Origin of the sequence: Staphylococcus sp. HMSC071G07 (assembly GCF_001811435.1) — a bacterium.
In the GTDB taxonomy this organism is placed as follows: Bacteria; Bacillota; Bacilli; order Staphylococcales; family Staphylococcaceae; genus Staphylococcus; species Staphylococcus pettenkoferi.
In genome coordinates this window covers 1-22492 of the sequence record NZ_KV804767.1, presented here as the reverse complement: position 1 = coordinate 22492, position 22492 = coordinate 1, and the positions used below count along the sequence as shown (strand labels likewise).

Sequence of the window (22492 nt, the reverse complement as noted above, 5' to 3'; positions counted from 1 at the left end):
ATTGTCATTTAGTTTTCAATGTTCATTTTGGCTTTCTTTTTCTTTCGCCGACAAGAATTAATTATACGCTCTTTGTCATTTAATGTCAACAAAAAGTTTTAATTAATTTTTGTCATTGTCGAATGTTCGTTTTAACAACTTCGTCCGACAAGTAAATACTATACACGCTTCCAAGCATTTGAACAACAGTAAAAATTACACCTTACCCATTTCCTCATCCTCTAAACGTACTAAAAAACAAACTATTTATATACATATATATTTAAAGTTCGCCTAAAGAGTTCAAACTCCTTAAAAACGCCCTATATTAATGCATTCTACGCTCATAAACCAAACTACAAATTTCTTTAAACTTTTTTACTTTATCTTAATATTTTAAGGCGCTGCCAGTTTGTTCTTCTTTTACCTCTGACGCTCGAACCCCGGGAATCCCTGAATAACAATACTCAATCCACCTTCACTACATATTAGGCAAACACCACTCCCCACACATCTCAGATCAACAAAAAACGACAGACTTCTTCAGCTAATATAATTCAACATATCGCATGGAGGATACCTGCTCCCAACATAAAAACGACAGACCTCTTCGGCCTGCCGCTTCACTTCCTATATTCACTTAGCCTCACGCCCTAGTGACTTCTCTTCTATATGAGAATCGATCATTCAGCCACGCAAGATTGCACACCTACGTATTCGCTTCACTACACGTCGTTTAGTCTTTCTTACACGAGCATCAACTACACGCCCACACGTGTTTATATCGTCGTAAACTATCTGTGTGCACACAGCTACATGAACTCGCACAATCACGCACTCACTCGAGCACAGACGTCCAACCTTAGTCAACTCTCACATGCAGCCACACAACCATACGAATCTATATGACCACAAGAGGGCGTCTACCTACATGAGGCTGACCATTTCCACATAGTCACGTAACCGCGCAGCCACCTAAACTACGCAACTTACATCTCTGTTCTTCCTGCAATGGCTTTCGAAAGCGTTACTTCATCAGCATATTCTAAATCGCCACCCACAGAGAGGCCTTGAGCTAGGCGCGTCACTTTGATGCCGATAGGTTTAACCAAACGAGAAATGTACATCGACGTGGATTCACCCTCGAGGTTAGGGTTCATTGCGAGAATAATCTCTTTCACGCCCTCATCTTTTAAGCGCTCAACAAGCGTTGGGATATTGATATCTTCTGGACCAATGCCGTCCATCGGTGAAATCGCACCGTGTAACACGTGATACAAACCATTGTATTCACGCATCTTCTCCATAGCAATGACGTCTTTGTCGTCTTCAACTACACAAATCACTGAACGATCTCGATTCTTGTCTTGGCATATATAACATGGATCTTGTTCCGTAATGTGTCCACACTCACTACAATAAGTAAGTTCACGTTTCACATCGACGAGCGCTTTCGCAAACTGTACCACGTCGTCTTCTTTCATATCTAATACATGAAACGCCAGACGTTGAGCCGTCTTCGGTCCAATGCCTGGCAATTTCATGAAACTGTCTATCAGTTTCGAAATTGGTTCTGGATAATGCATAGCATCACATTCCTGGAATGTTCAAGCCTTTAGTGTGCTTACCTAAACGTTCTTGTGTAAGCTCGTCTGCTTTGTTCATCGCTTCGTTAGTCGCAGCAAGCACTAAGTCTTGAAGCATTTCGATATCGTCTGGGTCTACTGCTTCCTCTTTAATTTGAACGTCGAGCACTTCTTTATGACCTGACACAGTTACAGTCACCATGCCGCCACCTGCAGTACCTTCTACGCGTTCTTCTTTGAGCTTCTCTTGCTCTTGACCCATTTTCTTCTGCATCTTCTGCATTTGTTTCATCATTTGTTGCATATTTCCGCCACCGCGCATAATTGATATCCTCCTTATATATGTTTATCTATAGTTATTATGCTTTTGTTTCATTATACATGGCGAGAGAATCGTTGTCATGTCTCACTCGTTCGCATGTATCCTGTCCGCACTCTCTCACCTATTCTTTCTTAGGTAAAATGATTACTCTTCATCAATAACGTTTACAGTCTCTTCTCCGAATAAATCTCGCGCTTTCTGAGCAACATCGACTTCAGCCTGCTCATTATCACCAGCAGCTGTATTCTCGGAAGTAGAAGCACCACTCCCTTGCGCTGTTTCTCTTCCTGGGCCTCTATGACGATCTTGAAGATAATCTGCACGTACTTGCATCCACTGACTCGAAGGCACACCTACAACGCGAACTTTCTTGTCGATAATACTAGAAACGACATCTTCAATACTCGCCCGTTTACTCTCATCTTTATTGACGATGCCACAATGGATTTCCTCCTCGAATTGTACGAGAACTTGTTCTGAACTTGCTGCAACAGGCGCTGAGTTCTGAAGCAAGCTCACTAACGCTTTCTGATCATTGTTCTGCGCATGTGCAATGACCTTTTTCCAGTTATCTTGTAGCAATTTGATATCTTCTTTATTCGCATTTTCTAGCACTTTATAGATCATTTGCTTAGAATATGCCTTTTGACGTCCACCACTACGTCTCGCTGAGCGTTGACGTTGTTGAGGTTGACCCCCTGTTTGTGCCACCCCTTGTGATTTCAATGTCTTCAATTCATTCTCAAGTTGCTCCATACGCTGGAGGAGCACGTCGTTATTAGGTTCTTGAGCAACACTCGCCGTTGCTACGTTCTGCACTGTTTCAGGTTGCGCTTTAATCATCTCAGCCATTTTAACCAGTAAGACCTCAAAGTGCACGTTCTGATTCACACTGAAACGGATGGAGACGAGCGTATCATTGATGACATCAATCATTTTATATAACGTGTCCAGGTCAAAGTTCTCCAAGGCGGTATAGTTAAAATGAGTGTCAGACGTCTTAGCCATAATCGTATCGCGAACGAAGTAAATCATATCGTTGATGAGACGGTTGACCTCTTTCCCATCAGCTACAAATTGATGATACGTTTCAAACGCCGCACGCACATCACTCTCTGCAACCTCTTCGAACAGACGGTTAATCGACTCTTCGTCCACACTTCCTGTCACGTCTAACGCGTCCTGTAGTGTGAGGTGGTCATCACCGAAAGCAATCGCTTGGTCCATAATACTTAAAGCATCACGCATACCACCTTCAGAGGCCTTAGCAATAAAGTCCAATGCGGCATCTTCGTAATCCAGCTCTTGTGATTCAGCTACGTAACGCAAACGATCGACAATTTGGTCGTGACCAATCGCTTTGAAATCGAAACGTTGGGCACGTGAAATAATTGTCGGCGGAATCTTATGAGGCTCTGTCGTCGCCAAGATAAACACCGCATGGGAAGGCGGCTCTTCAAACGTCTTTAACAGGGCATTGAAAGCGCCTGTTGTTAACATGTGAACCTCGTCAATAATATACACTTTGTATTTCGACTCACTCGGCGCGTATTTCACTTTATCACGTATATTACGAATCTCATCTACACCATTGTTACTCGCCGCATCAATTTCAATCACATCTGAGTTTGTACCTTGAGTAATTCCTTTACATATTGGACATTCATTACAAGGCTCGCCATCCGTAGAACGTTCGCAATTAATCGCTTTAGCAAAAACTTTAGCGATACTCGTCTTCCCTGTACCTCGGGGCCCGCTGAATATATAGGCGTGGGATTGTTTACCTTTAGATATCGCATTACGTAAAGTCTTCGTGACATGAGACTGACCCACTACATCGTCGAAACTTTGGGGTCTGAACATTCTGTACAACGCTTGATAATCCAACTCTGCACCTCCGCTCGCAATTCTTCTCTACCTTTTATATTCTAATGGTTTCATTGATTAATTGAAAGACTCAGGATATACCACTTCACCGTGTGGATACTCCTCTAGTTGGTCCCACAGGAATTTCACCATCAAGTATTCCGGCGCAATCTCAAACGGTGCTGTGATATCGTAATCAGCTGCAGTTTGATAGCCAAGTTGATGGTAGTATCCTGGGTCGCCCAGTACGATGACTGTCGTATAATCGTCCGCTTTCGCACGTTCTTCTACAGCTTGAATGAGCGCTTTACCGATTCCTTGTTGTTGATACTCCGGCAACACGGAGACAGGCGCTAAAGCCAACGCTGTGTACGTACTTTCTCCGTTAACAATCTTCACCTCAGATAGCATCGCATGTCCGATGATGTCACCGGTTTCTAATTTCGCTACAACTTCGAGTTCGTAGCGATATTCTGGTGCTTTACGCAATTGCGCGACTAAATGATGTTCATCGTGATTTGAGTGTGGTACGTCTCTGAACGCCGCTTCAATCATGTCTAAACTTTCGGCATAGTCATTCTCAGTTAAAGTACTTAAATAGATTTGCATGAGGTCCTCCCATTCGTTTGTCTTTCGAAATCCTTTGTATACAATGTTTGTCAGTTACTTTCAATCATAACACGTTCCTAGTCCAATGCGTGAGCACGAGTGATCTTCTCGTCCTTTCCTCGTTCATGGTAAAAGGCATGCACGCTGTTAATGCGAAAGAGTGTGAAATGTTGTCAACGCACTCCGCCATTCTTGGTCAAATGCCCAATCCGTGTGAGGTTAAAATGCGTTGTCTCCTTACAAGTCGCAATTACCATTTAACTTTGTAGGTTCGTCACAAAAGGATAAATTTAAGTCTATTCTATAATAAAAAAAGAGTGTCTGCACGATTTCAAGGCAGTACACTCATCTATGTAAGTCGGTATTGTATTTGAATGTATTTAAGCTGGTCGAAACTCAGCTACACGAGTCATTTTAAACATAAAAATAACCGTGCACCTTCGCGTCGAGTGTATCTCATAAACGTTACCAAAGTCGTTAGCTAAATTTCGGCTACCCTACGGCACATACGAGGATCCACTTAATGCTGCTTCCGTCAGGACCTGACATGATTCATGGGTTCGTATTGCATAGGACCGAAATCTTCAAACACTACGTATTTTGGGCAGACTTTACAAAGATACACCCTCGGCAAAGGGGTTAAGTCTTGCATAAGCGGCTTTCAAGTACAGGGAACCGCTACCTCCCCACCTAGCACGGCAAATGTTATCTTACTATAATTCATAGTTAAAATGCAAGCTTGAAAATCTCACAGCGCTCGAAAGGTCTACCTATCGACCTGCAAATGCCACCTATTGGGCACAAACTTCACTACCAATGTTTAGTGGCGACGTGAAAATTCTCGAAATTTAAACTCTGTGGCAATATGTTTCGACACATTATACTGAAACTTCGTTGTATCGTTTAAATGTACTACCCCTCTTACTGTAGCGGTGTACGGCGTAGCGTGAGAACTAAACATTGCTGCTTCCAACTCCCCAAAGGGTTCAAAGGAAATTTCTTTATGCGCATATCCTACTTTGTTATTTAACGTTTCTTCTAAATAGTGGTAAATCGATTGCCCAGCAATTTGAATATTTAACTCAGGCAGGTACTTCTGTATGAAATAATCTTCATCAATAATTTTAACTTGTCCGTCTAAACGTCGGGTACGAACAACGTGCCACAACACATCACTCATCTTAAGCTCTAAAGCCTCTTTCACCTTTGGGACATCGCCCGCTTCAACTTCTTCAAAAAGTTCGACAACTGTTTGATAACGTTGTCCTTGACTCTCATTGATTTCTTGAAAGCTTTGTAAATCGTTAAAGGGTAAAGTGGTTATCCCTTGATAAATAACGACGGATCCCTTACCCCTCAATTTCTGAATCATTCCGTTATCCATGAGCAACGCCAAAGCTTTACGCACTGTTTCACGAGAAGTATCAAACGTTCTCACTAACTCATGTTCAGACGGAAGCACGGCTTGATAGGGGTACGTGCCATCTATGATTGCATCCTTTAACTTCTCATAAATCGTGATAAATTTTCGCTGTGCCATTAATTATTCACTGTCCTTGTCACACTTCTCTTCTTGAGCGATTACCATCGCCCCGTAACCTTCAATCGTTCTTTGGTTCAACTCACAGTTGGCGATGACAACCTCTCCCTCTATATTCAATGACTCTGGAAGTGCCACACTACACTCAGAGAAGTTCGCAATGACGAGCCAACTTTTACCTTGATAATTTCGGCGATAAATAAACAACTCTGGATGTGTCATGTATAGAGGTTCAATATCACCATAAGTCACGATATCGTGCTGATGTCTCAACGTAATCAACTTGCGATACGTCTGCAATATAGACTCAGAATCTTCCATCGCTTGTTGGACGTTGATATGTCGATAATTATGATTCACGTCCATCCAAGGTTCGCCTTCTGTAAATCCGGCATGGCGTTCATCATTCCACAACATTGGCGTTCGTGAATTGTCGCGCGATTTCTGGTTTAAAATGGTTAACGCTTCCCTTTCAGACACACCTTGTTCTATTAAAGATTTATACGCATTAATTGCTTCAACATCTTGATATTGATCGATAGACGTGAAATTAGGATTAGTCATACCTATTTCTTCACCTTGATAGATATAAGGCGTTCCTTGCAACATGTGTAAGACGATTGCCAACATTTTACCACTTTGAACTCTTAACGTTTCCGTAGCATCGTTACCAAAGCGAGAAACGATACGTGGTTGGTCATGATTACACCAGAATATTGCGTTCCAACCGCCTCCTTCATAAATACCAACTTGCCAGTCCATCAGAATCTCTTTCAACTTTAGAAAGTCCATAGAAGCATTGGTCCACTTGTCTCCACCCGCATAATCGACCTTTAAATGATGGAAGTTAAAGACACTATGCAATTCTTGACGCTCCGGGCGCGTATATTTAAGGCAATGATCCAATGTTGTGGAGGACATTTCGCCAACCGTCATAAGATCAGTGCCCCCGAAAGTTGCCTTATTGAGCTCATGAATATATTCATGTACGTGAGGTCCGTCAGTATAGAACTCCTTACCTATACGCTTAGAATCTTCAAACTCTCCCTTTGAGATAAGGTTAATCACATCAAAGCGAAAGCCGTCGACACCGAAATCCATCCAATACTTCACGATACGATGCAATTCAGCACGCACTTGAGGATTATCCCAGTTTAAATCAGCTTGGGACACATCGAATAAGTGAAGATAATAATCGTCAGTCTCCGTTTCTTGTTGCCAAGCATTGCCTCCGAATTTCGATTGCCAATTCGTCGGAGGACCTTCATCTTTTGATTTTTTAAAAATGTAGAAATCCCGATACGGACTTTCAGGATGGTTATAAGCATCTTTAAACCACTGATGCTCTGTTGAAGTATGATTGATAACAATATCCATCATAATCTTCAAATCACGTCGATGCGCTTCTGAGATGAGAGTTCTCAAGTCGTCTAAACTCCCAAAGATTTCATTTACTTGATAATAATCACTAATGTCATAGCCATTGTCATTCATCGGTGATTGATAAACAGGCGTTAACCAGAGGTAATCTACGCCTAAATATGCTAAGTAATCTAATTTCTCTGTAATACCATTAATATCGCCTTGGCCATTTCCAGTCGTATCATTAAATGATTTCGGATAAATTTGATACACGACCGATTTACGCCAATCCGTTTGAGACATAGTAACCCACCTTTTCATCGCCGTCTCATTGTTTATTTATTATCTACCATTTTCTTCGCTTTATCTTTACTCATTTTAGAGAAAAGAATTGTCAGTATGAATGGAATAATCATGGCTGCTACTGTACAGTTTAAATATACAGGCCAATACTCACTTTTAACAGATAAAAATGCAGGAACACCGCCGACACCGACTTTCGCAAGGACTTCGTTACCGCCGATAATTGCGCCTAAAAACGCTGAAGTAATAATCGAAGCGAAGAAAGGATATTTCAGCGGTAAGTTCACACCGAACATCGCCGGCTCTGTCACACCGAGTAGACCTGACACACCTGAAGTAATCGCTAAACCTTGTTCTTTCTTCATCTTTCTTCTCCAATACACATACCATGCACCAAATGCAGCTGAGCCTTGGCAAATGTTAGAAATCGCTACAATTGGCCATAAATAAGTATAGTGCAAGTCGCTACCCATCAATTGGATATCAACAGCTAAGAACATATGATGCAGACCTGTGATAACCAACGGCGCATAGAAGAAACCGTATAATGCACCACCGAGCCAACCTGCATGATGGAAAATGTAAGTGACGCCATCCGTAATACCTGTACCTATCCATAAAGCGAGCGGCCCGATGACTACAAATGACAAGAAACCTGTAATTAAGAGCGCCAATGGTCCAACAACCAACATTTTAATCGAATCATGAACCACTTTGTTCAAACCACGTTCAATTAACGATAGGACGTATGTAGCGAGTAAAATCGGTAAGACCTGTCCTTGATAGTTCAGTTGTTTCACCTCTAACCCGAAGAGATTCCATGTAGGGATATGACCTTTCGCAATATCATACTGGGACACTAACTGAGGATTCATCAATACAAGACCTAACACGAGGCCGAGAACCGGATTCCCACCAAACACACGCATACTACTCCAACCCACAAGTGCTGGTAGGAAGATAAATGCGGTATTCGCAATTACATTGACAATATCAGAGATATCACCAAGCTGTGGATGTTGTTTAACTAATGACTGCTCACCGAAAAGATGATCCATCGTGAGTAGATTATTTAAACCTAGTAATAAACCCGCTGTCACAATTGCTGGCAAGATAGGAATGAAGATATCTCCCAACAACTTAATCAAGCGTTGGAGCGGATTCGCTTTCTTACCTGCCGCTGCCTTCACTTCTTCTTTCGTCGACTCTGAAGTACCGGTTTCTTGAATAAATTGCTTATACACTTCATCCACGGTACCTGGCCCTATAACAATCTGATACTGATTCTCTGCTTTAAACTGACCTTTCACCAAATCATTGTTCTGCAAACGCTCAGTATCTACTTTGCTATCATCATTGAGCACAAGTCTTAGTCGCGTAATACAATGGGTAGCTTTATTCACGTTCTCTTTGCCACCGATTGCTTCTACGATGTCTTTCACATCTTTCTTCTTAACTCCCAAATTGGACACCCCATTCCTTTCAGTTAACCAAAGTATAACTTGTCTATACAAGTTGTGTAAAGGCTTACATTTAGCCGTTAAGTTACTTTAGCTTTCATTGTCTCGAGAATTGATTCATGGGATGGGTATAACTTGGAAAAGACTCTCAGGTCTATAGATAAAAGTAACTGAGGCATTTAGTGGGTAGAATAATGAATTAAACTTCTATCTTACACACGAAAAAAAAGCGCTGGGACACTGCATCATGGCATGCGCCCTAGCGCTCTCTCTATTTCAAGTGCTACGAAATACTAGCTACCGCACCTGATATTATCCAAATAAGTTTTTCAAAAGTCTAAGTAAAGAACTGAATAGTTCTACAACGTTTCCTGACATGTGATGAACTCCTTCCACTTATTATTCTTCAATACTTACAAGATCGTCTGCGATACATCTATAGAATTCTTTCAATTCTTGCGCGGAACGTTTCGTATCTGAGTAATCTTGTCCAACGAAGTCAGCGTGGTCCCAACCTTTCATGACAGGTGTCACTTGCCATACACCTTTCTTATCTTTATCTGAAGCATCAACGTGTGGTTGGTTGAATGGGTGAAGACCAGAAATGACAGAAACGAGGCCGTCATTATCGCGCCATTCTTTTTCGTTAACTTTTCCAATCACATTACCTGTGATAGAGAGCAAGAACATCATGTTAAGGTCTGACTTGTAACGGCCACCTAAACTGCGATGTGACGCAGAACCTGTATATGTCTTATAAGAGATATTCGGATTCATTGATGTGTTCTGGTTAATCTTAGACGCACCTGCGAGAGATAAATCGTAGAAAGCATTGTCTTTAGACTTCCATAATTTATCGTTCTGTTTCACGCGTTTAAGATAGTCGTTGAATGATTCACCGTCGCGTTGTTTAAGACCCCATTGACCAAGACCGAGATCTTGCTTCGTATCTTTGCCACCAGTCCATTTCGCATAATCATATACAACTTGGCGGATTAACGCTTCATTACCTAATTTGTCAGAACCATGTGAACCATTATGTGGTGTTGCTAATGTTGTGATTGAAGAAATCATATTATCATGGTCGCCTTGGTATAATGGTGAAATGTCGCCACCATGCTCTTTCTGATAATCTTGTTCTTCTTTATTACCATTACGTAACAACTCTTCAAGTTGACGAATCGTTTGTCCACCCATGCTGTGACCAACTAAGTGAACTTTCTTACCTGGTTCCCAATCTTTGTAAACACCTTCGTATGTCTTACCGTAACGTTCATGGCCATATTTCTCTGCGTGTGCAGCACCATAGTCGACTGTACCGCCTTTAAGGTAGTAGTATAGTTCAACCGCTCTGTCATAGTTACTGCCGAACGCACTTACGCTCGCTTCATATGTCTTGTAACCATGTTGTTCTAAGTCTTGTGTGATATCTGCTTTATCTCCGCCCCAATAATGTTCGAGTACATCAGGTTTGATATCATCTGTGTAACCACTTAAACCGTGTACTAACACGATAGGTTCTTTATTCTTGTATTGTTGTTGATCAGCTTTCTTATCCGGTTGGTCTTTCACTTCTTCCGCATCTCTTGACTTTGTCTTGTTGTTAGATTGTGTTGCGACAGCGTTATCTTTAAGTGTTTTTAAACCTTCTTTGTCATCTTTATCTTTCTTCTCATCTTCTGATTGATCTTGTTGATCCAATGTTTCGCTATCTACTGCTGAAAAATCAGGGTCAATTTCTTTCTTTTTATCAGCATCATCAGTGTCTTGATGCGCAGTCATTTTACTCGTAGCTTGAGCGGCATCATTGGTATCGTCAGCTTTGTCTGGAGTGGTTTGCGCAGATTGGTTGGAAGGTTCAGTGGCATGAGTATCTTGAGCTTGAGCGTCACTATCATGCTTAGCATCACTGTCTTGATCTTTGGCATCATCTGTAGCCGCGTGATCGTCGGCTGAATGGTTCGCGTCATCTGTTTGCGCGTCATCGTGTTGTACTGTTACGTCTTGAGCAGATGAAGTTGCAGGATCCTCATCTTTTGAAGATTGTTTATCAGACGTATGATCTGTCGCATCAGAATCGTGTTTCGCAACATCAGCTTGTTGCGCATCTGCATCATCATCTAATTGATCTACGTCCTGCTTGTCTTGTTGATCAGCATCTTGGTCTTGTTTGGCAGTTTGAGTGTCGTCATCTTTAGCTGTTGTATCTTTGTCCGCTTGGTCAGCTTGTTGCGCACTATCTTGATGACTTTGACTCGTATCCGCCTGATCGTCTTGCGCTACATCATTGTTGTCGGACTGAGCTTGAGTTTCATCGTTATCGGCTTTCGTATCTGCGTCGTCATTAGCTTGACCTTGTGATGGCATTTGATCCGCGTGGTTTTTAGAATGAGTGGCATCATCAGTAGATGGTGAAGCATCACTTTGAGTTGCGTTGTTTGAAGCATCGTTATCTGTAGGTTGCTCAGTTGAAGCGTTGTCAGGAGTGTCTTGAGAAGATATGTTAGCATCGTCAGTTTGTGGCGTACCTTTATGTAGGCTATCATTGTGATCTGTTGCATCTGAATCTTGTGGTGTATCTTGTTGAGAAGTTTGCGATGTATTCGGTGTTGATTCACTATCTTGCACAGCTTGTTCCCCAGTTGTCTGTGTCGTTGAACCTGTCGTACTATCCCCTTGTTGCTCTGCTTTCTCTGCAGCGTGGGCACTTCCGCCACCTAAGAATAGGAGTGAAGCGATTAGGATGGACGATGCACCTACGCTAAATTTGCGAATACTGTACTTATTTCTTCTTTGTTTCATATTCAACACCTCTTTAGTTTTTTAGTTGCGAATAGATCCTTAGATAAAAATATTGACGATTGCGCGTGGAATGAGTTCAAGTATTTTGATAAAGAATGCTTTAGCTGTCATGTATTCTCCTCCTTCTTCATTATAAAAAGCAGACACTCCCAACACTTGTTATTGCGAATGGCACTAGTTTTTTAGAGATAATATTTTATGTTACCAATAACAAGTTTGCCCATTTTTATAATTTATTTATTAGTATTATATATAACAAATTGACGCCATTCAACCATTTTACAGAAATTTTAGGAAACGTTTTCAAATTTAAAAGTAAGTGAGGTCTCAGCTATCGGTAAAATGCCTTTTACGCCGCATAAAAAACACTTCATAAAGTCAGTGTGGAGCTTAACTTTATGAAGTGTGTGTAAAGGAGATAGAGATTATATTGAACGCAAGTCAGCCTTTTAAGCGTAACCTCCGCAAATAATCCTACTCCCCTTCTGTATATTTATTCTGTTCAATGAAGAAGGACAAGATAATACCGAGTAAAGCGATGAAACTTACGGCAATATACACAGCTTTGAAACCTGAAATCATCGCTAGTAAATGCCCATGTGTTGAGGCTTTAGATACCGTGGACATTAGCGTGATTAATAGTGCAGTACCAATAGCCGAAGCGACTTGACGGATGGTATTATTCATCGCCGTACCGTGCGTGATGAGATGCGGTGGCAAGGCGTTGATCGCTGCGGTAGTCATCGGCGTCATAATGCCCGCACTTCCTACAGAAATTAAGGAGAAACCGATGATAATTTGCGGAATAGACGTAGAAATTGTCGTAAAGGCGAGCACGAGTCCTCCGATAAAAATAAAAATCATACTACAAATACTGAGCAATTTCGGCCCTAAAATGTCATAAATACGCCCACCTACTGGAGATAGAATACCGAGTAATATACCTCCTGGTAATAAGACGAGTCCTACTCCAAAGGCCGTCTTATCATGAATGCTTTCTAAGTAGAGTGGCAAAATGCTCATACTACCCATGAAGATAACAATCATAAAGACGATAAGCACCGTTGAAATCGTAAAGTTGACGTATTTATACACCCTAAATTCTAATACAGGTTGTGTAAGTTTGAGTTGTCTTAAGATAAACGCCGTTAAGATTAATGCGAAGACAATAATTGAACCAATTGAAATCGGATGTAACCAGCCAATTTCCCCTGCGATACTTACGCTAAAGAGAATACCGCCGAAACCTAATGTTGAAAGTACAACTGAGAAGATGTCGAGGCGCATAGGGTTAACCTCAGAAACATTTTCCATAAAGAAGAGACTGATAACGAAGTCTAAAAGAGAAACAGCAAGAATAATTAAGAACAATACTTTCCAAGTCATAATATTGACGATATAACCTGACAAGACGGGTGCAATTGCTGGCGCAAACCCGATGACGAGACCGAAGACGCCCATTGCGACTCCGCGTTTTTCAACTGAAAAAAGTAAGAATAGTACGGTTTGTGAAAGAGGGAGGAGTATCCCTGCACCGAGCGCTTGTATAATTCGCCCTATTAATAAAGAAGTAAAGTTAAATGAAAGAAAGCTGATGAGCGAGCCAACGACCAAGCAAGTCATAGCGGTAAAGAAAAGTTGGCGAATCGTAAATTTGTTCAGTAGAAATGCTGAAACAGGGATGAGAATCCCAGAAATTAACATAAATATGGTGGTCAGCCATTGCGCTGTAGTACTTGAGAGATTGAAGTCTTGCATAATATCTGGCAAGACGCTGGTGAGAATCGTTTGGTTCAACACTGCGATAAATGCGCCTAATAGAATCATACTGACGATGAGTATTTGTCGACGCTGCGATATTGAACTGTGTTCCAAGTTAAGGACCTTCCTTTCTAATTATTTCAAATTAATAGTGAGTCAGACGTTTCGAAATTGAATTTAAGACTTTAATCGTCGTATCAATTTCTTCCTCCGTGCAATCTTGTAGCAAGTCATTCTGAACAGTCAGACCAATGTCATTCGCCTGTTCAAATAACTGCTCTCCTGATGGTGTGAGATGATAATATTTCTTACGCTTATCCTGCGCATCCGTTTCCGCTTCAAGAATCTTCTCGTCCAAGAGATGTTTCACCGTTTCCGTCATTGTCGGCACACGAACCTCTGCTTTGTTAGCTAGATCTGAAACAGTGAGTTTTTCTTGGTTAAAATGAATGTATTTGAGCACATTCCATTGTGTAAGTGAAATATTGATCGGCACGAACGCATTGGTCGATACTTGATAGTATCTTTTATGAATCTTTAAATATTCTTCGAATAACTGTTGCACTTTATCCATCGTCTGAGTTCCTCATTTCTTATAACAATTTAGTTAGGCTACCTAATTAATTATAAAGCGCGTTTCTGTAATTGTCAATGACCTGCTTTTGCGTAAAATGAGAGCGCTATGTAACGATTTATTGAAAACAGCATAACTGACCATTTTTAAATGTTTGGAAAGAATTTCTTAAAAAGCATTTTATCTTAAAATCAATATGGTAGAATGTAAGCGATTCTAACTTTTACAACTAAAGGGGTTTATAAAATGAAAAATGTGATTAAAAAGACAAGCGCAGCACTCATTGCGACAGGCCTCTTAACAGTCGAACTTGGTGCTGAAATGAATACATCTCAAGCTGTGGAAGGCCATTACGACTACGATGGCATGTATCCAAGCAATGCGAATAGTGCTTATCAAAAAGCGACGAACATTAATAATAATGATGTGACGATTAAACATTATGGCTATGCTAATAAGACCAAGTACAAAGCTGTGGGTCGTGTCAGCAACGTTGATGGCTGGAAAGGTAAAGGCAAAGATAGCATGGGCACTGGCTTTATGATTGATAAACATACGTTCTTAACGAATGGTCACGTGATCGATAATCCAAATGGTAAAGCTGTAGCCGCTAAAAATGTAACATTTGAAATGAACCGTGACGGCAACAAGCGCCCTTACAAGTTCCATGCGAACCGTATTTCTAAAGTGGCTGGACAGGATATTGCAGTCGTAAATACGAAAGAAGATATGTCGAAAGCCGCGCAACCGTTGAAGCTAGCAACTCAAAAACAAATTCAAGGTTTGAAATATAAAGATCGTCTCTACTCTTTAGGTTATCCTTGGCAAAATAACGATAATACGAAAGCATACTGGAATAAATTTAGATTCTTACAATATTCATCTAATCACACTGAATTGATGTTTAAAGATAAATTCCGTGCAGGCGCTTCTGGTTCTCCGATCGTTAATAACAAATATCAAGTTTATGGTTTACGTACTTACGGTTGGAATTTAAGAGGCAATAGTACAGATAAATACTCACAACAAGAAGTGGCTGGCGGCGAAGCTTTAACAACACAAGCACAACAATTTATTAATAATCATCGCCGATAATGTTACATTTTGGAGGTTTAAGACTGCTCGCAGTCTTACCCTCCTTTTTAAATGGTGCTTTATAGGTCAACTACCAATGAGCATCATAAGGGTTTCTCGTTACTGAGCGAGCGCCCCGATTAAACACGTTGAGATAAATTATCTTTGAATAGAGGAGCATTTGTATGGACCAATTGACGAATCGACTAGAGGGCATTACACATCATCCGTATGCTTTTAGTATGGTGTGCTTTCTCATTTATTTTATTGCGGGACTACTTATTTTTACAGCTTCTGTATTTATTATGTATCGCAATGTTTCACTTGTTGAGAAATTCGTGACGATACTCATTTTATCGATAGTCATGGCAATCGCGCTATCAGGTATAACGTTGTTTATCGTTTTATAGCTTACAGGGGGAGTTCGAAGTGAAACTCATCTATTAATTACGATATTTAGTACTTTATTTCTTAAAACATTTGATATATCATTACATATAGGCACAATATCTCTCCTTTTTAGTTTGTTGTGGTACTTACTATTATAGAGATATTCGTGCCTTTTTTGGTGTATAAAGAAAATTAACGGCTAGTGATTTTTTCATCACCAACCGTTAAAAGTGTACACCCAATAAAAAAGGCAAACACTCAAACTCAATTGAGTACTTGCCTTCTATATCAATTAGTCTTGGAATTCAAATATAATGGCGGAGGAAGAGGGATTCGAACCCCCGCGAGCCGTTAAGCTCCTGTCGGTTTTCAAGACCGATCCCTTCAGCCGGACTTGGGTATTCCTCCAATTGAACATTCATTATTATATAGTTAATCTATTTAAAAGTCAATCCATAATTCAATTTCATTGGAAAGCCATTCAATTCAAAGCCTCGCCCTACATTTTTCAACAAACCTCCTACTAAAAAGTCTCCCCTACAATACGCTCAACTCGCCACAAACAACCTAGAAATCTTTGAATTACTTGCATGACAAGCGTATAATCACAGTGTTATCACATGCTTTACGAAGTGAGGTTGAAATCATGGCAGAGAAACCCATCTGGCAACGCCCATTTACGTGGTTATTCACAGTATGTTGTCTTATCTTCATTATTTTAATTATTTTTACCTTAGTGAATGACAAATTCTATCGTATCCCTCTCGCTCAGGTGACGGATGTGAAAGAGGTTCATACGAAACATATCACAGATGATCACCACAATCACGATACGAAACACACACAACGCCTAACGCTTAAGATGCTTAATGGCAAATACGAAGGGCATACGGCAACGTTACATAATACCTATGCCGAATCCCAAGCAGATAGCGAGAAATTCTCTACACATAATAAAGTTCTACTTCATGTAGGTAAGAATTTGAAAGATATGTACATTATTGAGAAGAAGCGCGACACACTCGTGGTAACGCTCACAGGTATCTTTATCTTAACGGTGCTTTGGGCAGGTAAACGCATCGGCATTCACTCTATCTTGTCGCTCGTCGTCAACTCGATTGCTGTACTGGCTGCGATTGCAATTCACAATGCATACCCTAGCATCAATCTCTTTGGTCTGATGAGTGTCGCGGTCATTCTAGGCACGATCGTCACATTATTACTCGTCATCGGCTGGAATCTGCGGACTGGCATTACCATCGTGAGCACGTTGCTCGGCACTTTCATTTGTGTCGGTCTCATGCAACTCATCATTTCACTCACAGGGGGTAATGGCTTGAAATTCGAAACGATGGGCTTTCTCACGTTACCACCGACTGAAGTCTTCCTCGCTTCTGTCATGATTGGTTCTCTAGGTGCAGTAATGGATGTGGCGATTACGATTTCCAGTGGGATGGCTGAAATTCTGCGACGGAAACCTGATATTTCCCTCACACGTTGGGCACTCGCTGGACGTCATATCGGGCAAGACATCATGGGTACGATGACAAACATCTTACTCTTCTCCTATCTGTCCGGCGCCCTACCCATGTTTCTCATCTATCTCACTAACGAGAACACGATTACTTATTCCGTTTCCATGAACTGGTCGCTCGAAATTTCCCGGGCAATTACAGGAGGTATTGGCATTGTCTTAACGATTCCAATTACAATTCTGCTCATGCAGTTCTGGTGGAGAATGCGAGGTGTTAAACGATGAGTGTGACAACGATTCTAGGTATTATCCTACTGATATTAATGATTATTTTTGGTGGTAAAAAGGGCCTCGTGTCCTTCATGACATTATTTTTAAACTTTATTATTCTCGTAATTACCATCGTAGTGATACTCTTCGGTGCACCGATTTATCTCGTCACGATACTATTCTGCATTGCGATTGCTGCGATTAATTTATTTGTGCTCAACAGCTATAATACTAAGACACGTGCGGCTTTTATCTCAACGCTCATTACGACACTTATACTCATCGTCGCAATCTATCTGTGCGTGTCACTCGGACATTTACAAGGCTTTACGACGGAACAGCAAGATGAGACGTACGTCTTCTCGATGAATATCGGCATTGACATGGTCAAATTCATGGTCTTCACGACGGTCTTAGCTGTCATTGCGGCCGTGATTGACTTGGCGATCACGATTAGTTCGCCGATGTACGAACTTCATACGACGAAACCTGATCTGACACGTGCCGAATTGATGCAATCTGGTTTAAGAGTAGGTCGCGAAATTCTGGCGACATCTGCCAACACGATATATCTCGCCTACTTCGGAGGACAGCTCACAATCTTCTTCTGGTTCTTTAAATTGAATTATTCATTTGCGCACATTATTAATTCGAAGTTGTTTGCGCAAGAGTTTATCTCGATCTTACTTGGTGGTATTGCGGTCGCGATCAGTATTCCAATTACCGCCTGGATTACAGCTCTATTGATTAAAAGAACAGGTATGGGGCATACATCTCAAACTCATAATAAGAAAGCAAGCCAGCATATGAAATAGTGCTTGCGAGAAGAGGGTTCGAAAACTATCATTTTAGCTCTCTCTGCATAGTATTTACATTTCTAACGTAGCTATACCCACATACTTCTCTATACGTAACGCACCCCCTAGCAGCACGGACTGTTAGGGGGCTTTGTTTCGGTTACATTCTTATACTATATTCTCACACTCATAATAAGGACTGGCCGCCCTTCAAGTGTTGTCTCACCTTGTGTCGTATAATTTAATCGTCGATACAACTTTTGCGCAATGTCGTTATCTGTATTGACCGTTAAACATATTTCATTTACTTCGGGGTAATGATTTTTCACAAACTGTGGCAATTCACGCATCGTCGCCGTTCCGTACCCTCGTCCACGATAACGTGCATCAATACTGAATGAACGGAAGAATAGCGCCTTGGGATTAGAACTATACGGTGCTACGCCTTCACCCTCATGTAAGACGAAGAAACCGACGCAGCGCTCTTCGTCATCAAATACCACGATGGAATGACGTTCCTCATCTTGTTGCGCAAGTTCAATATTATGTAAGGGCGTCCGTGTAAACTTGCGATCTTCCGCTTTTACTTCGATATGTTCAACATTCGATTCCAACTTTGGATTGTAAGGTACTAACTTCATCATCTTTCTCTCCTATTACATCGATATGTTCAAGCCATTTTAACACAGCAGGCGCAATACGCTCAGTATCATCTACGGCCATCCACTCTAAATCCGTAACCTCACTTTGTGGATGGATCGTTTCCCAATCTATATCTGAGCTCGTCGTGTAACAATTGAGCTCCGTCTCCATATCTTTCTGCGGATAAGCTGGCCCCACTACAGTGCTGTGATAGTGCAGCTGATCAGGCTTCAAATGTACGCCTAGCTCTTCGTCAATCTCTCTGACTAAAGCTTCTTGCTGGGACTCACCCGCATCAATCTTGCCACCCGGGAAGTAATATTTCTGACGGTTGCGTGATTGTACGAGCAACAATCTGTCCGCCTTCCAAACAACTAAACACACACATTTGATCATAGAATCTGTCCTTTCTTCACCCAAACAAATTATTTCTGACTTCCTCTAAATTATGTTAGTATACTGATTTGTATAAAATAATAAAGCAGTAGCACACAAGAAATACAGTGATGTACATGGTAAGCATGCTATAATCACTATACATTTATCAAACCATTTACTGGAGGTTATATTATGGCTAAAAAGTCTAAAATGTATCGTTTATCAACATTATTAAACATGTCTACTGTTGCCATCGACACTTACAACAAATTCTCTTACCGTAGCGAGAATAAAAAGTTAAATATCGCAAGTGTTGCGGTTTCTACAGTAAGCTCTATCGTAGACTTCTATCTCGCGATTAAATCACCACGTAAACTCACTAAGATTGTCACTCTTGCTTCTGCAGGTATATCAGTGACACGCAATGTGCTTTATTTAATTAATCAACGTCGTGGTTATAACGCATAATTTAGTTAATTTAAGGTCGAGATGCCCTTCATTCTGTGGGCACCTCGACCTTTTTTACTATCTATTCTTCCTCTTCTGGATCAAACTTCACGAGCGTTGGTAGTGGTGTTTGAATACCTTCTTCATCTAAGAAACGTTTAACCTCTTTACGCAATTGACGTTCACCAGGGAAATGCATGCCTGGTTTAACGTGCGCGAGTAATTTAATGACCATTTCGTTACTTTCAACACTATCTAACCCGAGTAATTCAGGCGCACGCACGAACTCTTCGTGTTTGTCTGCAATTGTTGGTAAGAACTTCACTAATTTTTCTTCAATCTTATCATAGTCCTCGTTAGGCGCTACAGGGATGCAGACGAGAGAAGCCACGTTCGTCGCAGAGTAGTTGACGATCTCACTAATCGCCCCGTTAGGAACCGTATAGATTTCTCCAGTATCTGACTGAATGCGTGTAGAACGTAAGCCAATCGCACGCACAGTTCCTTCTGCAATCGTTACACCAGACGCGTTAATCTTTACATAGTCGCTAACGTCGAATTGGCCCTCGAAGATGATAAAGAAACCTGTGAGCAAGTCTTTAACAATCGTTTGAGCACCGAAACCAACAGCCAAGCCGACAACTCCAGCCCCGGCTAAGATAGCAGACACTTTCACACCGAAGTGAGAGAGTATCGTTGTGATAACGATGAACCACACGATATAGCTAATAACGTTCTGAACGAGTGTCGATAACGTCTCGCTTCGTTTAATCTTATAATGGTTCTTCTTCTTGGCATTCGCCTTAAAGAATTTCTCTACTAGTCTTCGAGCTACAGCAATGATCACCACTGCTAAGACGATGTAAATAGCTGCAATTAATATCTTGGTTAAGATATTTTGATAGAAATCCACATGTAGCAGTGGATCGACGAGATCACGTAAGACCTTTCTGATCTGATTCACAACTTCAACCTCCTATTTTAGCTTTTTTCATTATGTCTCAGTTTGTTTGTAGGACATATATTTTCAAGTTCAAAAAATAGCAAGCATAAGTACTGTAACACACTACACATCATTTGTCTTAGCGGTTTGACCGTATCTTTGAGTAACTTTTCACGTCTAAAAAGGTTTTACAAATAAACCGTACTTTCATAGCGGCAAGGAGTTCGAGTGTCGGGACGATTTCGCATTTTACGATTAACCTAAACTAAAAAAGCTCCACAGTGGGCAAAGACATAGGTGCTTTACACTCACTATGAAGCAAAGTTCATCATAAACTAATGAATATATTTGAAGTAACCTGTTTGATATGCAGGAATTGTGCGGTATGTTGTCACACCCGGTGCAGCACTGTAGTTCATTTCTGAAACTAAGATGCTACCGTCGCCATTCACGCGCTCAACGAAAGCTACGTGCCCGTAGTAACCTGCATCAGATTGAAGGATAGAACCTACTGTTGGACGGTTGTTCACTACATAACCATCGCGTACTGCTGCATCATCCCAGTTATTCGCGTTCCACCAATATGTACTAATACCTTTACCAATTTGCGCGCGGCGATTGAACGCATGCCAAGTACATTGACCCCAGTCGTATAAGTTCGCGTGGTTAAATACTGGAGAATTGTAAGCATTTGTTTGCGTATTTGCAGTATTTGGACGCGTATTGTTTGTTGCTGGCGTTGAAACCGTACCACTAACTTTGAGTTTCTGACCAGGATAAATAAAGTAATTAGATAATCCATTTAACGCCATTAAACGTTGTAAGTTCATTCCATGACGCGACGCGATACCATACAATGAATCGCCACGTTGTACTGTGTACACAGAGCTATTGTTGTTAGCCGCTGGTGTACGGTTAGTTGTTGTTTGATTTGGTGTTGAAGTTATCGCTCTGCCAGACACTTTCAGGTTCTGTCCAGGATAAATCAACGTGTTAGATAAATTATTATTTCTCATTAATTGTTGGTAATTCACACCGTATCTTCTCGCGATACCAAATAGTGTGTCACCACGTTTTACCGTGTACGAACTTCCATTGTTATTTGCAGTCGTTGTGTTGTTCGTATAAGACGTGTTCGTTTGAGACCCTGCCACACGTAAAGTTTGATTAGGAAAGATCATGTTTGAGCTCAAGTTATTCATCGTCTTTAATTTCGCTACAGTCATGTTGTACTTATGAGCGATAGACCACAACGAATCACCACTTTTTACGGTATGTGTTGTAGCAGCATCTGCATGTACTCCAGACAAAGCAGCTACAGCGCTTGTTCCTATCACTGACGCTATTAACTTCTTGCGCATTTCGTCAGCCTCCCTCTCTCTCTTTAACATTTCGTAAACAGTTTAATTACACCTTCATTATACACCTGTCCACATACTTTAAATAGCGCTTTTATATTTCATTATCATTACATTTCTGTAATAATCAATTTATTCTGAAATTGGGTTTAGTTCTACTTTTTAAAAAAATAAGGGTATAGAGAAGTAATATTTCTTTTATGAAGATAAAAGACACTTTTGAGTGCGTAAATGTGACTTCTTAATGACAGGCAAACACTTTTGATATGAAATATACGAGTTAGGGAATTTTGCCCATTATTCTGTCTATTCGTACTATAGTAGAGTTACAAATTAAAAGCGAGGTGACGAAAATGAGTGCAATCGTAGATATCATCAAACAAATCGTTGAAGCGATCAAAAAAAATACAAAATAAGTGTCATTAAACTTTTGTGACCGGTGTAGGACAACACCTCAAGCATATGTTCTCTACGTTGTCCTATATCCGGTCTTTTTTTGTTTTGGAGAGATACAGTGAAGATATCTAATTTTCAATGTTAAAACTCTCGCTTCTT

The 22492-nt window shown here is 40.9% G+C and carries 19 protein-coding genes, 1 tRNA gene and 1 other RNA gene; 5 read left to right on the top strand and 16 right to left on the bottom strand.

Annotation, left to right across the window (positions count from 1 at the left end):
- Nucleotides 1-968: 968 nt before the first annotated feature.
- The 11 genes from recR to HMPREF2802_RS04300 form a co-directional block, all read right to left on the bottom strand.
- On the bottom strand, nucleotides 969-1565 hold the full coding sequence (recR, locus tag HMPREF2802_RS04350) for a recombination mediator RecR (RefSeq protein WP_002472351.1): 597 nt from the start codon (nucleotides 1563-1565) through the stop codon (nucleotides 969-971).
- A 4-nt stretch (nucleotides 1566-1569) separates the two neighbouring features.
- A complete protein-coding gene (locus HMPREF2802_RS04345) occupies nucleotides 1570-1887 on the bottom strand; it encodes a YbaB/EbfC family nucleoid-associated protein (protein WP_002472372.1) in 318 nt (105 codons plus the stop codon).
- Nucleotides 1888-2031: 144 nt separating this feature from the next.
- Complete coding sequence (gene dnaX / locus HMPREF2802_RS04340) at nucleotides 2032-3774, bottom strand: DNA polymerase III subunit gamma/tau (RefSeq protein ID WP_070502886.1); 1743 nt, start codon at nucleotides 3772-3774, stop codon at nucleotides 2032-2034.
- Between the two features lie 57 nt (nucleotides 3775-3831).
- A complete protein-coding gene (locus tag HMPREF2802_RS04335; RefSeq protein WP_049405302.1) occupies nucleotides 3832-4362 on the bottom strand; it encodes a GNAT family N-acetyltransferase in 531 nt (176 codons plus the stop codon).
- Between the two features lie 430 nt (nucleotides 4363-4792).
- An RNA gene (gene ffs / locus HMPREF2802_RS04330) (signal recognition particle sRNA large type) lies at nucleotides 4793-5061 on the bottom strand.
- Nucleotides 5062-5182: 121 nt separating this feature from the next.
- A complete protein-coding gene (gene treR / locus HMPREF2802_RS04325) occupies nucleotides 5183-5902 on the bottom strand; it encodes a trehalose operon repressor (protein ID WP_070502885.1) in 720 nt (239 codons plus the stop codon).
- 3 nt (nucleotides 5903-5905) lie between these two features.
- Complete coding sequence (gene treC / locus HMPREF2802_RS04320; protein ID WP_070502884.1) at nucleotides 5906-7567, bottom strand: alpha,alpha-phosphotrehalase; 1662 nt, start codon at nucleotides 7565-7567, stop codon at nucleotides 5906-5908.
- 32 nt (nucleotides 7568-7599) lie between these two features.
- Nucleotides 7600-9030, bottom strand: a complete 1431-nt coding sequence (gene treP / locus HMPREF2802_RS04315; protein ID WP_070502883.1) for a PTS system trehalose-specific EIIBC component — start codon at nucleotides 9028-9030, stop codon at nucleotides 7600-7602.
- A gap of 396 nt (nucleotides 9031-9426) precedes the next feature.
- Entirely contained in the window at nucleotides 9427-11829 is a 2403-nt protein-coding gene (gene lip, locus HMPREF2802_RS04310; protein WP_070502882.1) for a YSIRK-targeted triacylglycerol lipase, read from the bottom strand.
- A gap of 474 nt (nucleotides 11830-12303) precedes the next feature.
- On the bottom strand, nucleotides 12304-13704 hold the full coding sequence (locus tag HMPREF2802_RS04305; protein ID WP_083307590.1) for a DHA2 family efflux MFS transporter permease subunit: 1401 nt from the start codon (nucleotides 13702-13704) through the stop codon (nucleotides 12304-12306).
- A gap of 31 nt (nucleotides 13705-13735) precedes the next feature.
- A complete protein-coding gene (locus HMPREF2802_RS04300; RefSeq protein ID WP_070502881.1) occupies nucleotides 13736-14164 on the bottom strand; it encodes a MarR family winged helix-turn-helix transcriptional regulator in 429 nt (142 codons plus the stop codon).
- A 246-nt stretch (nucleotides 14165-14410) separates the two neighbouring features.
- On the opposite strand from HMPREF2802_RS04300, the gene HMPREF2802_RS04295 reads away from it, so the two are divergent.
- Both HMPREF2802_RS04295 and HMPREF2802_RS04290 read left to right on the top strand, forming a co-directional pair.
- The gene (locus HMPREF2802_RS04295) at nucleotides 14411-15259 is read left to right on the top strand and encodes a trypsin-like serine peptidase (protein ID WP_070502880.1); all 849 of its coding nucleotides are present in this window, start codon (nucleotides 14411-14413) and stop codon (nucleotides 15257-15259) included.
- Nucleotides 15260-15423: 164 nt separating this feature from the next.
- Nucleotides 15424-15648: a hypothetical protein gene (locus tag HMPREF2802_RS04290; protein WP_002472366.1), complete on the top strand. Its 225-nt coding sequence runs from the start codon at nucleotides 15424-15426 to the stop codon at nucleotides 15646-15648.
- A 295-nt stretch (nucleotides 15649-15943) separates the two neighbouring features.
- Here the strand turns inward: HMPREF2802_RS04290 and HMPREF2802_RS04285 are convergent.
- Nucleotides 15944-16036 (bottom strand) — tRNA-Ser (locus tag HMPREF2802_RS04285).
- A 238-nt stretch (nucleotides 16037-16274) separates the two neighbouring features.
- On the opposite strand from HMPREF2802_RS04285, the gene HMPREF2802_RS04280 reads away from it, so the two are divergent.
- Nucleotides 16275-17387: a YibE/F family protein gene (locus tag HMPREF2802_RS04280; protein ID WP_070502879.1), complete on the top strand. Its 1113-nt coding sequence runs from the start codon at nucleotides 16275-16277 to the stop codon at nucleotides 17385-17387.
- On the top strand, nucleotides 17384-18187 hold the full coding sequence (locus HMPREF2802_RS04275) for a YibE/F family protein (protein WP_070502878.1): 804 nt from the start codon (nucleotides 17384-17386) through the stop codon (nucleotides 18185-18187). Before HMPREF2802_RS04280 ends, HMPREF2802_RS04275 begins: the two co-directional genes overlap by 4 nt.
- A gap of 155 nt (nucleotides 18188-18342) precedes the next feature.
- Here the strand turns inward: HMPREF2802_RS04275 and HMPREF2802_RS04270 are convergent, their stop codons facing one another.
- Both HMPREF2802_RS04270 and HMPREF2802_RS04265 read right to left on the bottom strand, forming a co-directional pair.
- Entirely contained in the window at nucleotides 18343-18813 is a 471-nt protein-coding gene (locus HMPREF2802_RS04270; protein ID WP_176744770.1) for a GNAT family N-acetyltransferase, read from the bottom strand.
- On the bottom strand, nucleotides 18767-19207 hold the full coding sequence (locus tag HMPREF2802_RS04265) for an NUDIX hydrolase (RefSeq protein ID WP_176744769.1): 441 nt from the start codon (nucleotides 19205-19207) through the stop codon (nucleotides 18767-18769). The genes HMPREF2802_RS04270 and HMPREF2802_RS04265 overlap by 47 nt, the downstream gene beginning before the upstream one ends.
- 174 nt (nucleotides 19208-19381) lie before the next feature.
- Between HMPREF2802_RS04265 and HMPREF2802_RS04260 the strand changes: the two genes are divergently transcribed.
- A complete protein-coding gene (locus tag HMPREF2802_RS04260) occupies nucleotides 19382-19657 on the top strand; it encodes a hypothetical protein (protein WP_070502875.1) in 276 nt (91 codons plus the stop codon).
- Nucleotides 19658-19718: 61 nt separating this feature from the next.
- Here the strand turns inward: HMPREF2802_RS04260 and HMPREF2802_RS04255 are convergent, their stop codons facing one another.
- Both HMPREF2802_RS04255 and HMPREF2802_RS04250 read right to left on the bottom strand, forming a co-directional pair.
- The gene (locus HMPREF2802_RS04255; RefSeq protein WP_002472338.1) at nucleotides 19719-20600 is read right to left on the bottom strand and encodes a mechanosensitive ion channel family protein; all 882 of its coding nucleotides are present in this window, start codon (nucleotides 20598-20600) and stop codon (nucleotides 19719-19721) included.
- Between the two features lie 314 nt (nucleotides 20601-20914).
- Nucleotides 20915-21940: a LysM peptidoglycan-binding domain-containing protein gene (locus HMPREF2802_RS04250; RefSeq protein ID WP_070502874.1), complete on the bottom strand. Its 1026-nt coding sequence runs from the start codon at nucleotides 21938-21940 to the stop codon at nucleotides 20915-20917.
- Between the last annotated feature and the right edge of the window lie 552 nt (nucleotides 21941-22492).